Source organism: Leptolyngbya sp. FACHB-60 (assembly GCF_014695775.1).
In the GTDB taxonomy this organism is placed as follows: Bacteria; Cyanobacteriota; Cyanobacteriia; order Phormidesmidales; family Phormidesmidaceae; genus Nodosilinea.
In genome coordinates this window covers 40391-54547 of sequence record NZ_JACJOX010000043.1, presented here as the reverse complement: position 1 = coordinate 54547, position 14157 = coordinate 40391, and the positions used below count along the sequence as shown (strand labels likewise).

Below are 14157 nucleotides of genomic sequence, written 5' to 3'. Positions count from 1 at the left end.
AGCATCAATCACTTTTTGCCGTAAGTCAAGGCTATAGGGCTTGGGCATCAGTAGGGAAACGCAGAAACGCTACGCTCCTAGTCTATGTCCTAACACTTGTGGCTGCAACTATAATTAATTTCGGCCCTCACCATCCCTCCATGCACGGCTGCTTTCGGATTATGGTCACCCTCGACGGCGAAGATGTGATCGACTGTGAACCCGTGATTGGCTACCTGCACCGAGGTATGGAGAAGATCGCCGAAAGCCGCACCTCCACCATGTTCATTCCCTACACCAGCCGATGGGACTACTACGGTGGCTTGTTCAACGAGGCCGTCACCGTCAACGCCGTAGAAAAACTAGCAGATATTGAGGTGCCCAAGCGGGCTAGCTACATTCGCGTGATTTTGCTGGAGCTGACCCGCCTGGTCAATCACCTGCTGTGGATAGGCCCCTTTGTGATGGATATGGGGGCGCAGACGCTATTTTTCTATTCTCTACGCGATCGCGAACCCATTCTTGATTTGTTTGAGGCGGTGAGCGGCTACCGCATGGTCAACCACAACTACTTTCGTGTGGGGGGTGTGGCCGCTGACCTGCCCTACGGCTGGACAGAGAAATGCCAGGATTTTGTCGATTACCTGGCCCCCAAGCTCGACGAGTACGAGCGCCTGGTTACCGACAACCCGGTGTTTCGCCGCCGCTGCGAAGGGCTAGGCGTCGTCACCCGCGACGAAGCCATAAGCTGGGGCTGCTCTGGCCCCATGCTGCGAGCCTCCGGCGTCCAGTGGGATCTGCGCAAGGTTGACCACTACGAATGCTACGCCGACTTTGACTGGCAGGTAGCTTGGCGACCCGAGGGCGACTGCCTGGCCCGCTACCGGGTGCGTCTAGACGAAATGCGCCAGTCGCTCAAGATCATTCAGCAGGCTCTCGATGGGCTACCAGGAGGCCCCTGGGAAACCCTTGAGGCAAAGCGCCTAGCCGAAGGGCCAAAGTCGCTGTGGGATGGCTTTGATTACCAGTTCATCGCCAAAAAGATTGCCCCTACGTTCAAAATTCCTGCCGGGGAGCACTATGTGCGGGTCGAGTCAGGGCGGGGTGAACTGGGCATTTTTCTGATCGGTAACGAGAGCCCTATGCCCTGGCGGTGGAAGATTCGCCCTGCCGATTTCAACAACTTGCAGCTGCTGCCCTACCTGCTCAAGGGTCAAAAGGTGGCCGATATTTTCGTTATTCTCGGCAGTATTGACGTGGTCATGGGGTCGGTGGATCGGTAAGGCATTAGTGTCATGGTCAGCACTCGGGCTTAAAGCGCAACCTTGCTGCTGGGGTGAGAACGTGCCATAACCCTGTTAATTTGGCTCAGCACTATCCCCGAACGGTCGATGGCTTGGCATATAGCAAACAGGGTTCAGACATCTCTGCCTGAACCCTGTTTGCTATTTAGCTAGGTTTGGTCTTGACGATCAAATCTAGGAGTAGAGGTTTAGTAACCGCCGCGCGAGAAACTGTCGCCACCGCCACGACGACCGCCGCCGCCACCGCCAAAGTTACCACCGCCGCCGCCGCCACGATCTTCACGGGGCTTGGCTTTGTTGACTTTGAGGTCACGACCCATCCACTCAGCGCCATCTAGGGCTTCGATGGCGGCGTTTTCTTCAGAATCGGCAGACATCTCGACGAAAGCGAAACCGCGCATGCGCCCGGTTTCACGATCGGTGGGAAGCTGAACCCGCTTAACAGAACCATACTCTGCAAACACAGAAGTTAGGTCTTCGGTGGTAGCGTCATAGGACAGGTTGCCTACGTAGATTGACATATCTTGTCTCCAAAAATTAAAGGATGTGCAGAGCAAAATTTCGGAGAGAAGTCTGTCAATGGAAAAACGGAAAAACTCGTTAGTACTAGAAACAAATGCTGCTAACCGATCTCTAAATCTCTGGAGATACCCTAGCACGTTTGAAAAGCTGGTGGAGCTTTAGAAGGTTAAATTGCTAGATAAAACTAGTTGTAGAGCAATGAACTACCGTGCAACCGTACATCTAGCGTTTTGCTTGTAAAGTTTTGTATGCTTTAACGGCCCCGACTTTGGGCAAATTCTTTTCCAGGTCAGTTTTTAGCCGCGTTGCCATATTGCCTGGGAGAAGGGACGAGGGTAGCGACCAGTTTCCTGAACCATCCCCGTGGGAGAATGGGCCTTTAACGTGAGATTTCAACTATGCCCGCTGCCTACATTGAAAACGAAACCGAGTTTGATGCGCTTCTAAGTGCAGAGTCGTTGTTTGTGGTCGATTGCACGGCGGCCTGGTGTGGCCCCTGTAAGCTGGTGGCCCCGCTGATGGACCAGCTGGCCGACGAATACGGCGATCGCGTCAAAGTCCTCAAGCTCGATCTAGATGCCAATCAGGCGGTGGCAAAGCGCTACGGCATTCGCAGCATTCCCGCCGTGATGTTCTTTCAGCAGGGCGATGTGGCGGAGACCTTGGTGGGGGCGAAAAAGTATGACGAATATAGTGAAACCCTGAGTAAGTACCTGAGCTAGGCTATTCGCCTTTGCTTAACCCCTGTAGTCGCCACCGTTCTAGGTGCAGGTCGCGATTGTCTAGGGCCAGTTGCCCAAACTGCTCGTGGATAGGGCAACTGGCCAAGCTGCGATCGAGGGTTAACGGCAGTTCTCGGCAGGGGCGATCGCGTGCCGCGTTATAGAGGATGGCTGAGGGCCAAAGATCTAGGCATAACGCCCACACCCCCGTAGACTGAGGACAACCGATTGATCCAACAGCAGGGCGGGCGATATGGAAATTCTTTTTGTAGCAGCGGAAGCGGCACCCCTAGCTAAGGTCGGCGGTATGGGTGACGTCGTGGGTTCCCTGCCCAAAGTGCTGCGCAAGATGGGGCACGACGTGCGCATTTTCATGCCCTACTACGGCTTTTTGCCTGACAAGGTCGATATTCCCGCAGAGCCGGTGTGGAAAGGCACCGCTATGTTTAACGACTTCGCGGTATACGAGACTACCCTGCCTGAGTCTGACGTGCCGGTGTATCTGTTTGGCCACCCTGCCTTTGATCCCCGCAAGGTCTACGGTGGTGACGATGAAGCCTGGCGGTTTACCTTCTTTGCCAACGGCGCGGCTGAGTTTGTCTGGAACTACTGGAAGCCGCAGATTATTCACTGTCACGACTGGCACACGGGCATGATTCCGGTGTGGATGCAGCAGTCACCCGACATTGGCACAGTGTTTACGATCCACAATCTGGCTTACCAGGGGCCATGGCGGTGGGAGCTAGAGCGCATTACCTGGTGCCCATGGTATATGCAGGGGCACAACACCATGGCGGCAGCGGTGCAGGCTGCCGATCGCGTCAACACGGTGTCGCCCACCTACGCCCAGCAGATTAAGACCCCAGACTATGGCGAAGAGCTGGAGGGACTGCTGTCGTTCATCAGCGGTAAGCTGAGCGGCATTCTCAACGGCATTGATGATGAGTCGTACGACCCTGCCACCGACAAATACATTGTCAAAACCTTCACCGCTGACAGCCTCGAAAATCGCCGCGCGAACAAGGTGGCCATTCAGGAAGAGCTGGGGCTAGAGGTAAACTCAAAAGCCTTTTTGGTGGGCCTGGTGGGTCGTCTGGTGGAGCAGAAGGGGCTGGATCTGATTCTGCAAATTTTGGATCGGTTTCTGTCTTACACCGACGCGCAGTTTATTTTGCTGGGTACGGGCGATCGCTACTACGAGACCCAGCTCTGGCAGATGGCCAGCCGCTATCGGGGCCGTATGGCTACCTACTTGCTCTATAGCGAGGGCCTGGGCCGCCGCATCTACGCCGGGGCCGACGCATTTTTGATGCCGTCTCGGTTTGAACCCTGCGGCATTAGCCAGATGATTGCCATGCGCTACGGCTGCATTCCGGTGGTGCGGCGCACGGGCGGCTTAGTGGATACGGTGCAGCACAACGACCCGGAAAACCATGCGGGCACTGGCTACTGCTTTGATCGCTACGAGCCGCTGGATCTATTTACCTGTCTAATTCGCGCCTGGGAAGGCTACCGCCATAAAGATGCCTGGCGGGAACTGCAACAGCGGGCCATGGGGCAAGACTTTAGCTGGGACAAATCGGCGATCGACTACGTCCGGCTCTACAGCGAAATGCTGGGGCTCGACTTCAAAGACCAGCTACCCAAGCCTGAGCTAGCCCCGGTCGCACCTGCTCCCCAGGAGCCACCAGCGGCGACGGTAAGTGCGCCTTTACCCGATAAATCCTCCGTGCCAAAATAGTTCGGTAAGTCCAAAGGAACAGGCGGCATTGCTGTCTGTCACTTGTGAGCGGTTTATGGGGTGGAAAGTGTGCCAGATTAGTGGTTTCTGTTCCACGAGGCACCTATGAGTGATGGTAACGGTTCGGCGGCAGGAAACCTGGCCCAACCCAGCCAACCCTGGACGGGAGACTTCCCCAAGCGCCGCCACATTGTGCTTACCTCCCATTCCAGTCGGTCGGGGTTGAAGGGCAGGCCGGTGCAGTGGGGTCATGGGGATCCTCTTAAGCGAGGGGCGATCGTTGCGACGGTTACTGATCCCAATCACCGCAACGCCATTGGCACCCACTCGGGTTCCTATGCCGTGTACCGCGCTCTAGCGGTGGCCAGCGGCGTGTTAGATCCTGACCACAAGCCCGACTTTACCAATACAGCGCCCACCATTGCCATTGGCCCCCATCCCAGTTGGGCTGATCCCGAAAAAATTGTCTCATTGGATCCTTTTGGAGCCTTGGTAGGTGAGGTTTATGCATCGCTTTTGACCGAAGGCATCGACCTGCGCCCTAGTATTGCCGTCACCCGTGCTCACATTCAAATGCCGGAGCTGCTAGAAGCGGTGCGCCAGGGACGAATAAAAGAAGACGGCGAGATCGTGAAACCTGGCGGCGATCTGGTGGTGACTAAGGCGGCAGTGGAGCCGGTGTGGTATCTGCCGGGGGTAGCCCAGCGTCTAGGGGTGAGCGAAGACGAACTGCGCTACGCCCTATTTGAGCAGACCGGCGGCATGTTTCCAGAACTGGTGACACGGTTTGATGTGAAGGTGTTTTTGCCCCCCATCGGTGGCATCACGGTGTATATCGTTGGCGATCCTGACGCGATTACTGACCCGGCTCGGCCCCTGGCGGTGCGCGTCCACGACGAGTGTAATGGCTCGGATGTGTTTGGCTCGGACATCTGCACCTGTCGCCCTTACCTGGTACACGGCCTGGAAGAATGCATTGCTACGGCCCAGCAGGGGGGCGCGGGGCTGATTGTCTACTTCCGCAAGGAAGGGCGCGCCCTGGGAGAAGTAACAAAATTCTTGGTGTATAACGCCCGCAAGCGGCAGGAAGGGGGCGATCGCGCCGATGCCTACTTCGCTCGCACCGAGTGCGTGGCCGGGGTGCAGGATGTGCGTTTTCAGGAGCTGATGCCCGATGTGCTGCATTGGCTAGGGGTGACCCGCATCGATCGCTTTGTGTCGATGAGCGATATGAAGTACAACGCCCTGGTGCGATCGGGCATTGAGATCGTCGAGCGGGTGCCGATCCCCGACGATTTGGTGCCGCCCGATGCGCGGGTCGAAATTGAGGCCAAGAAGGCGGCAGGTTACTATACCAACAAAGTAGCCCTCACTGAGGAAGATTTGGCCCAGGTGAAGGGGCGGGGTTTGGAGTAAGCGTTATGGTGTTAGCCGATGATGGCATGGTGGGCGGTGCCCATCCTACGGCAGAGGTAGCGATCGCTTACCTGCAAAGTCCGCGGGCAATTCGCGATCGCACTCGCGCCCTCTTTCATCTGGCCGAGCAGGATCGGCTCCAGCACTTTCGCTACCACCCTGACGCTATGCCCGCCACTGCCGCCTACGTTCTCGACGTAATGGGGCAGCAGTATCCCGGTGGCGACATTCCCTTTCACTCGCGCTGGCGACATTTTGAGGTGGCGGGGCGATCGCGCTTAGATCTCCTAGCACCAGAATTATCAGGACTGGATCCCCTAGAGCAAGCAAGGTTGAAGGTCGATCTGGCGATTACTAGCGTGCTGCTGGATGCAGGCGCGGGGAGTCGGTGGCGGTATGTGGAGCCTGGAACGGGGCTGGTGTTTGCTAGGTCGGAGGGGTTGGCGATCGCCAGCTTCCACAGCTTCACCGCCGGACTTTTCTCCAGCCAATCCGACCATCCCTGGCAAGCCGACGCCCATGGACTTACGCAACTTGCCACCAACCAACTCGCTCAGGCATTCCAGGTTAACGACGACAATCCACTGCTAGGGCTGGAAGGCCGAGTAGCGCTGCTGCAAAAACTCGGCCATACCCTGCGTCAACAGCCTCAATTGTTTGGGTCTGAGCTTCCCCGGCCCGGCAACTTGGTGGACTATTGGCTACAAATCGCCGCCCATCGTCAGATATCAGCGACGACCATCCTGCAAACCATCCTCCTGGGTTTGGGGCCGATCTGGCCCGGACGCGTAGAACTTGCAGGTACCAATCTGGGCGACGTGTGGCCCCATCCGCAACTGCCCGATACAGGCCCCGGCAGCAATTTAGTACCCTTCCACAAGCTCTCCCAGTGGCTCACCTATTCGCTGCTGGAACCGCTTCAAGAACTGGGCCTCACCATCACCGATCTCGATCAACTCACCGGCTTAGCCGAATACCGCAACGGTGGGCTGTTTGTAGATGCGGGTGTCCTCAGCCTCAAAAATTCTGCTGATTTTGCGGTTGCCCATCCTCCCGACTCCCCGCTGATCGTTGAATGGCGTGCCCTCACCCTCTGTTTACTCGACGACCTTGCCACCCACCTTCGCCAATCGTTGAACCTGGATGCCAAAACTCTTCCCCTGGCGAAAATTCTCCAGGGAGGCACCTGGACGGCGGGACGACAAATCGCTGCCGAGAAACGTCCTGACGGTGGCCCACCGATTCAACTCGCCAGCGACGGCACTGTTTTTTAAGCAAGATAGGCTGACTGCGAAAGCAGGAGTAGCGGGTGAAATATCCAAAATTCTATTCCCCCACCTCCTCATCTTCCCTACCCTCCCCCACTTCTCAAAAATGCCCGACCTCCACCTCATTGACCATCCCCTGGTTCAGCACAAACTCACCCTGATGCGGCGCACCGAGACCAGCACAGCGAAGTTTCGCACGCTGCTGAAGGAAATCAGCCTGCTGCTGGCCTACGAAGTGACGCGCGACCTGCCCCTCAAGCTAGAAACTATTCAAACGCCGATGGCCACGATGGAAGCCCCGGTGCTGGCTCCAGAGAAAAAGCTGGTTGTGGTTTCGATCATGCGGGCCGGCCAGGGCATTCTCGACGGCATTTTGGAACTCATGCCCTCGGCGCGGGTGGGGCACATTGGTCTCTACCGCGATCCCCAGACCCTGCGGGTGATTGAGTACTTCTTTAAGGTGCCGGAGGATTTGAGCGATCGCGACGTTCTCGTCGTTGACCCCATGATCGCCACTGGCAATACGGCGGTGGCGGCAATGTATCCGCTAAAGCAGGCTCAGCCGCGATCGCTCCGATTCCTCTGTTTGCTCGCTGCACCCGAAGGCGTTGCCCACTTTCACCACGAGCACCCCGACGTGCCCCTCTATGCCGCCGCCGTCGATGAGAAGCTAGACGAGCGCGGCTACATTTTGCCGGGGCTGGGTGATGCGGGCGATCGCCTCTTTGGCACCAAGTAGCCGCCAACCAAACGCTAAGACTAGCGCATCCTTAAATCTGACTTGACTAGACATGCAAAAGGATGCGCCTTTCCCATGCGTTGAAATAACCGTCTGTGTTGCTTCCGTAAAGTCGCGCTTCTGGCCGCGGGTTTTTAAGCGGGCTGCATCTTAAATGAATTGGTATTTATTATCTAAAAATGCTGACACTAGTGGTTAGATTGTTTAATCTAAAATTCACTTTATCAATAAATTGATTAAGATAATCACAAGCATGCAGCGCATTAGCGACTGCGCTCTTAAGCTCGATAGAGGCCTGTCGTTAAGCAATATGAAGTGGCTTCTAGCAATATTTAGAATTCTTCATGACGTTTTCTTTACATGCAGAATGACCTCAGGGCAAGGGATACAAAATTTTGCGGTGGCGAAATAGGTTCCCTGACGCACTAATACATTTAACTTAATACTTCTAAATCACCCTCTCATAATGTTGCTCTTAACATTCTTTTAAGGACTCTGCGACCGTTGGGGTTGGCGGCATTGAAGCGACCGCCAGTATGGTCTATCGAGAGTTGGGCTACCAATTTAGGAATCTTTCGTAGCGGGCAGCGAGCTTTTTTCTTTCGCCCACCACTTTTCAGTGTTGGCTAGACAACAGAGTTTTATTCGCGGCCAGTTAAAATGAGTTCACTCCCGTCAGGTGAGGGACAGTTCGTTGACCCAGCGCCGGTGAGTGAGCCAACCATGTTTGAGTTTGTTGGTGTAAATGTCTCAAGTCATTGAGACCAAGTTGTCAACGTGAATGGTGGGTTGCCCGAGGTAATTTGTCTTGGGTAATGCGATCGCCCCTTGGGCAATCTGTGGCCATCGCGGCATCTGCTTCGAGCCTGCGGGCTGCCAGCGAATTCTTGTGTGATTACTACAGTATTAAGGGTTCTTATGGCTAAGCAATCTATTCGTCTGCCCGAATCAAGCACAACGACACAGGTGCCACTGTCGTTAGACTCGGCAGGTGTCGCGCTCGATGCCGAAGCGCAGGTGAGCCAAATTCAGCAGGCGTTGGTCAACAACTTGCACTGGGTACAGGGCAAAGATGAACAGTTTGCTAATGCCCACGACTACTACACAGCGCTGGCTCACAGCGTACGCAATCAGCTGCTGAAAAAACGTATTCGCACGGCCAAGACCTACGCCCAAGCGCAGGCCAAAAACGTGTACTATCTGTCGGCAGAATTTCTCATGGGCCGCCAGCTTGGCAACGGCTTGATCAACTTGGGCCTGTACGACACCATGCGCCATGCTCTAGCCGACTGCGGGCTAGATCTAGATGAGCTGCTCGAACGTGAGGCCGAGCCGGGCCTGGGCAACGGCGGGCTGGGTCGTTTGGCCGCCTGCTTTATGGACTCGCTCACCACGCTCAACCTACCTGCGATCGGCTACGGCATTCGCTACGAGTTTGGCATCTTTACCCAGTTGATTCGCCAGGGCCACCAGGTCGAAGCGCCCGACAAGTGGCTCAGCTACGGCAACCCCTGGGAAATCGCCCGCCCCGACTACCGGGTTGAGATCAAGTTTGGTGGCCACACCGAGGTCTATAAAAAAGACGGTGACGACGACTACCAGGTGCGGTGGATTCCGGCTCAGACCGTAATTGGCATTCCCCACGATGTGCCGGTGCCGGGCTATGGTACTGAGAACGTCAACCTGCTGCGGCTGTGGAAGGCCGAGGCCGGAGAAGCCTTTGACCTCGACGCCTTTAACGCCGGGGATTATTTTGGGGCAGTAGCCAACAAGATGATCTCCGAGAACATTACCAAGGTGCTCTACCCCAACGACGAAACCCGCCAGGGCAAAGAGCTACGCCTGCAACAGCAGTACTTCTTCGTCGCCTGCTCATTGCAAGACATCATTCGTCTGCACCTGCGCGATCACAGCAACCTAGAGAATCTGGCCGAGTTCGCCGCCATTCAGCTCAACGACACCCACCCGGCCATTGGTGTCGCCGAACTCATGCGCCTGCTGATCGACGAATACGACTTTGAGTGGGCCGCCGCTTGGAACATCACCCAGCGCACCTTTGGCTACACCAATCACACCCTGATGCCCGAGGCGCTGGAGAAGTGGTCAGTGGATTTGTTTGGCAAGCTGCTGCCCCGCCACCTTGAAATCATCTACGAAATCAACCACCGCTTCTTGGCCCAGGTCAAACTGCGCTACCCCAACGATCCCGATCGCCTGGAGCGCCTCTCGCTGATCGAAGAAGGTTCTGAGCGCCGGGTGCGGATGGCCAACCTGGCCTGTGTCGGCAGCCACGCTATCAACGGGGTCGCCGCCCTGCACACCGAGCTGCTCAAGCAGGAAGTGCTGCAAGATTTCTATGAGCTGTGGCCCGACAAATTTAGCAACAAGACCAACGGCATTACGCCCCGCCGCTGGCTGTTGCAGTGCAACCCCCGCCTGGCCCAGCTGATTTCTGAAACCATCGGCGATCGCTGGATCACCGACCTCGATCGCCTAAGAGATCTAGAAGCCCACATTGATAACGACGAATTTCGCCGTGCCTGGCAGGCCATCAAGCAAGAAAACAAGTGGAGCCTGGCCCGCTACATTCACGACGCTGTGGGTATAGAGGTCAACCCCGACTCGATGTTTGATGTGCAGATTAAGCGCATCCACGAGTACAAGCGGCAGCTGATGAACGTGCTGCACGTGATTACCCTCTACAACCGCATGGTGCAAAACCCTGGCGATCACGTCGTGCCCCGCACGGTGATCTTTGGCGGCAAGGCGGCCCCTGGCTACGCCATGGCCAAGCTAGTGGTGAAGCTAGTCAACGCTGTCGCCGATGTGGTCAACAACGACCCGATTGTGGCTGGGCGGCTGAAGGTGGTGTTTTTGCCCAACTACAACGTCTCCCAGGCCCAGCGACTGTTTCCGGCCTCTGACCTGTCAGAGCAGATTTCAACCGCTGGTATGGAGGCCTCGGGCACCGGCAACATGAAGTTTGCCCTCAACGGCGCACTCACCATCGGCACCCTCGACGGTGCCAACGTGGAAATCCGCGAAGAGGTCGGAGCTGACAACTTCTTCCTGTTTGGTCTGACCACTGAGCAGGTCGCCGCCTGCAAGGCCGTGGGCCACAACCCCTGGTACTACTACGACACCAACCCCGAGCTGAAGCGCACCCTGGATGTGATTGCCTCAGGGCTGTTTTCGCCCGGTGAGCCCAATCTGTTCTTGCCCATTCTCGACTCGCTGCTAGTCGATGACCCCTACATGGTGATGGCCGACTTTGCCGCCTACGTGCAGTGCCAAGAGCATGTCAGCCGCACCTACGAAGACCGCGATCGCTGGGTGCGCATGGCCATTCTCAACACTGCTCGCATTGGCAAATTCTCCGCCGATCGCACCATCGCCGACTATGCCCGCGAAATCTGGAAGGTGAAAGCAGTGCCGGTGGCTGGGGAGTAGGAGAGTGGATGGGTGGGCGGGTTGATGAGTGGATAAGTGCTTCTGTTGATCCATCCACCCCCTACCCCTCACACATTTACCCTTCTCCCCGCTTGGGCGGCGGTTCCCGCAGAGCCGCCACCAGCAAGCAGATGATGCCGATGTTAATGCACACGTCGGCCACGTTAAAGATCGGGAAGCGAATCAGCCGAAAGTCTAAGAAGTCAATGACTTCGCCCGACAGAAGGCGATCGATGCCATTGCCTAGCGCGCCACTGAGAATCAGCCCATAGCCCACCTGCTCCCAGCGGTTGGGCAATCGTGCTTTGAGGCCCAGGGCAATCAGTCCCAGGCTGACAGCCATCGACAGCCACTTAAGCCACTCACCATTGTCGCTAAACAGGCTAAAGGCTGCGCCACTATTGGTGACATAGGTAAAGTAAAACACCCCTGACCAGATTGGCATCGAGTCGGGTGGAGTAGTCAGTTCGAAGGTTTGAGCTACCCAAAACTTAGTCAGCTGATCGAGGACTAGCCCAACCCCAGCGGCGATCCAAAACCAACGATTGCGCACTCTCATGGGCCTAGTAAAACAACAGCTGCCGCAGCACCAGCGACAGCACTGCCACCGCACACACTATCACTAGATGGCCCGGCAGCGGCAAAATAGAATATCCCACCAGCAGCTCCCAGTAGGAGGCCGATACGGTCTGCAACCAGCCTAGCAGGGAGGCAAGAGTCAGGTAAAGAATGCCCAGCCCGTGGATGATACCCAACCCGCTGAGGCCGCTCAGCGCTAAGGTCTCCAGCTTGGGCGGATTTTGAAAGGCCAGGTAGCCGCACACCCACCCCGCAGGCACGAAGCCAATCAGATAGCCAAAGCCCGGCTCGCGCACGTAGCTCAGCCCGCCCCCCTGGGTAAACACCGGAAACTCAAACACCCGAAACAGCGCCAGCCCCAGCACTAGGTAAGCAACCTGCGACAGCGCCGCCGCATTTTTGCCCCCCACACAGCCGGTCAGCAGCACGGCCCCCACCTGAAAGCTCACCCCTAGCGACATTAGCGCCATGCCAGACTGTCCCCAGGTCCAGGGGGCGTTGAGGGTAAACGCTTCCATCCAGGTGGCCACGATGGTGAGAACCAACCCAATCAGAGCCCACAGTAGTTCAAATGGTGCTAGCACTGGCGATGTCTTCACCCGTTGGCGGCAGAATTCACATTAGCAGGCTTTGTCAGACTGGGCACGGGTTCACAGAAATTTTTTTGCCCACCATTGAAGGGCGACAAAGCATCTCAGTCGCGCACGTTACCCCGTAAGGATTTAATCTGTCCGCGCTTGGCTTTGCTGTCGAGGCGTTTTCTCTTGGCAGTTTTTGAGGGTTTGGTTGGTTTGCGCTTTTTAGGCGTGATGGTGATGCTTTGAACTAAGACCTTGAGGCGATCGAGGGCGTCTTCTCGGTTTTGCTCTTGGGTGCGATGCTGCTGGGCTTTGATGATGACAATGCCCTCTTTGGTGATGCGGCTGTCGTTGAGGTTGATCAGGCGTTCTTTGTAGAGGGGCGACAGGGAGGACGCGTTGATGTCAAACCGCAGGTGAATGGCAGTGGAAACTTTGTTGACGTTTTGCCCCCCCGCCCCTTGGGATCGAACGGCACTTAACTCAATTTCGCTGAGTGGAATGGCAGTGCGGTTAGTAATCTGCAGCATGAAACTATAAAGACGCTATTTACACCATAACCAGATTGAGATGGAATGCGGCGTAAAGCCTTTACCTGACAAGGCTTTGTTGGGGGATGGCATCTCTACATTCTGGTTGATTACCTGATTGGCAGGTTTATTTACTTTGAAGTCAGAGCATTGCTCACAAGGCTCTTTCGCCTTGTAGAGCAGGCGATTTAGAGTATTCCACCTAGAAATAGTTTGGTCAAGCAGGTGGTTCGGCTTTTGGGTCTGGTCGCGGCAAATACTTAAGTAAGTATTCGACGGAACACTCTGGGTTAAAAGCGTCAAAATCAATCAACCAAAGGAGATTAGTAATGAGAGAACGCAACTGTGCACTAGTTTTAGGCATTTTATTTACGGCCTTGGGTCTAGCTGGATTTGTTCCAGCGCTTGTATCGCTTCCCTCGTCGGAGGTCGCTGGCGCTGCCCCCCTGCCGATTGATCTGGGAGACACTTATGTGCAGGGTTTTGGCTATCTCTTTGGCCTTTTCCCGATCAACTTAATGCACAACCTGGTTCACTTAGCGGTAGGCATCTTTGGGATCTCGGCTTCTACCACGGTAGGTGGTGCCCGTTTGTTTAATCGGTTCTTTGCGATTTCTTATCTGTTGATTGCCATTATGGGTTTGGTTCCCGTGGCTCACACCACGTTTGGCCTGATGCCGATTTTTGGCAACAACGTTTGGTTCAACGCCGTTACAGCGTTGATAGCGGGCTATTTTGGGTTTGTCGCAACCGACAAAGAAACCAGCATCAGCGTTTAATGATCTAGTAGTGGTAGGCTTGGCCTTCTAAGCCCACCGCTCTTAGGTTCTGTTTGGTCAAGCAAATTCAGCTTGCTCAAGCATTTTGGAAGATGGACGTAACTGGACTCGAACCAACGACCCCCACGATATTTAGTTAGGGTTGCAGCATTGCGAGCAATTCTGGCTAGGCTTAGCTTTATGACTTCATTGCTAACAACAGGAGCCCGCCGCTGCCAACATGCCGGTGCAGCTTAGCCCTAATCTCTACACAGGGCTGACAGCATTTCCTGAACAAGACGGTGATCGCTATTTTGGTCGCCAAGCCCAGGTAGAACGGCACTGTAAGCGGTTCAGAAATTGGATGGTCCCCGCCTGTTGCCAGGACTGGGATCATTGGGCTGCGGCAAATCCTCCCTGACCCGGACGGGGCTGATTTCGGCACTGGCTCAATGGCCTATGTTAGGGAATGCCCCGATGTGGGTGCGGTGCTGACGCCGCTACCCCTAGAAACTTAATCCTGGGCAGCGATTTTTTGGGCAAACCCAGCGTCATCCTGAACCCTGAGCCA

13 protein-coding genes are annotated in these 14157 nt (G+C 55.8%); 8 read left to right on the top strand and 5 right to left on the bottom strand.

The window, feature by feature from the left end; translation table 11 throughout:
• Nucleotides 1-98 precede the first annotated feature (98 nt).
• A complete protein-coding gene (locus H6F57_RS16515) occupies nt 99-1262 on the top strand; it encodes an NAD(P)H-quinone oxidoreductase subunit H (RefSeq protein ID WP_190630038.1) in 1164 nt (387 codons plus the stop codon).
• Between the two features lie 209 nt (nt 1263-1471).
• Here H6F57_RS16515 and H6F57_RS16510 read toward each other — a convergent pair whose 3' ends face one another.
• Entirely contained in the window at nt 1472-1804 is a 333-nt protein-coding gene (locus H6F57_RS16510) for an RNA-binding protein (protein ID WP_190630036.1), read from the bottom strand.
• Nucleotides 1805-2203: 399 nt separating this feature from the next.
• Here H6F57_RS16510 and trxA point away from each other — a divergent pair, with 399 nt between their 5' ends.
• Nucleotides 2204-2527: a thioredoxin gene (trxA, locus tag H6F57_RS16505; RefSeq protein ID WP_190518682.1), complete on the top strand. Its 324-nt coding sequence runs from the start codon at nt 2204-2206 to the stop codon at nt 2525-2527.
• A gap of 1 nt (nt 2528) precedes the next feature.
• On the opposite strand, the gene H6F57_RS16500 is transcribed toward trxA, so the two are convergent.
• Nucleotides 2529-2732, bottom strand: a complete 204-nt coding sequence (locus H6F57_RS16500; protein WP_190630034.1) for a hypothetical protein — start codon at nt 2730-2732, stop codon at nt 2529-2531.
• A gap of 48 nt (nt 2733-2780) precedes the next feature.
• On the opposite strand from H6F57_RS16500, the gene glgA reads away from it, so the two are divergent.
• The 5 genes from glgA (at nt 2781) to H6F57_RS16475 (ending at nt 11141) form a co-directional block, all read left to right on the top strand.
• Entirely contained in the window at nt 2781-4268 is a 1488-nt protein-coding gene (gene glgA / locus H6F57_RS16495) for a glycogen synthase GlgA (RefSeq protein ID WP_190630033.1), read from the top strand.
• Between the two features lie 105 nt (nt 4269-4373).
• Entirely contained in the window at nt 4374-5684 is a 1311-nt protein-coding gene (locus tag H6F57_RS16490) for a GTP cyclohydrolase II (RefSeq protein ID WP_199289903.1), read from the top strand.
• Nucleotides 5685-5689: 5 nt separating this feature from the next.
• Nucleotides 5690-6958, top strand: a complete 1269-nt coding sequence (locus H6F57_RS16485) for a URC4/urg3 family protein (protein ID WP_199294797.1) — start codon at nt 5690-5692, stop codon at nt 6956-6958.
• A gap of 100 nt (nt 6959-7058) precedes the next feature.
• Nucleotides 7059-7691, top strand: a complete 633-nt coding sequence (upp, locus tag H6F57_RS16480) for a uracil phosphoribosyltransferase (protein ID WP_190630031.1) — start codon at nt 7059-7061, stop codon at nt 7689-7691.
• Nucleotides 7692-8609: 918 nt separating this feature from the next.
• On the top strand, nt 8610-11141 hold the full coding sequence (locus H6F57_RS16475) for a glycogen/starch/alpha-glucan phosphorylase (protein ID WP_190630030.1): 2532 nt from the start codon (nt 8610-8612) through the stop codon (nt 11139-11141).
• A gap of 76 nt (nt 11142-11217) precedes the next feature.
• On the opposite strand, the gene lspA is transcribed toward H6F57_RS16475, so the two are convergent.
• The 3 genes from lspA to arfB all read right to left on the bottom strand — a co-directional run bounded on the left by lspA (nt 11218) and on the right by arfB (nt 12828).
• Nucleotides 11218-11700, bottom strand: coding sequence for a signal peptidase II (gene lspA, locus H6F57_RS16470; protein ID WP_190630028.1), 483 nt, complete (start codon nt 11698-11700; stop codon nt 11218-11220).
• A gap of 4 nt (nt 11701-11704) precedes the next feature.
• Nucleotides 11705-12304, bottom strand: a complete 600-nt coding sequence (locus H6F57_RS16465) for a biotin transporter BioY (RefSeq protein ID WP_313933655.1) — start codon at nt 12302-12304, stop codon at nt 11705-11707.
• A 110-nt stretch (nt 12305-12414) separates the two neighbouring features.
• Nucleotides 12415-12828, bottom strand: a complete 414-nt coding sequence (gene arfB, locus H6F57_RS16460; RefSeq protein WP_190630026.1) for an alternative ribosome rescue aminoacyl-tRNA hydrolase ArfB — start codon at nt 12826-12828, stop codon at nt 12415-12417.
• A 329-nt stretch (nt 12829-13157) separates the two neighbouring features.
• On the opposite strand from arfB, the gene H6F57_RS16455 reads away from it, so the two are divergent.
• Nucleotides 13158-13607, top strand: a complete 450-nt coding sequence (locus H6F57_RS16455) for a DUF4383 domain-containing protein (RefSeq protein ID WP_190630024.1) — start codon at nt 13158-13160, stop codon at nt 13605-13607.
• The last annotated feature ends 550 nt before the right edge of the window (nt 13608-14157 follow it).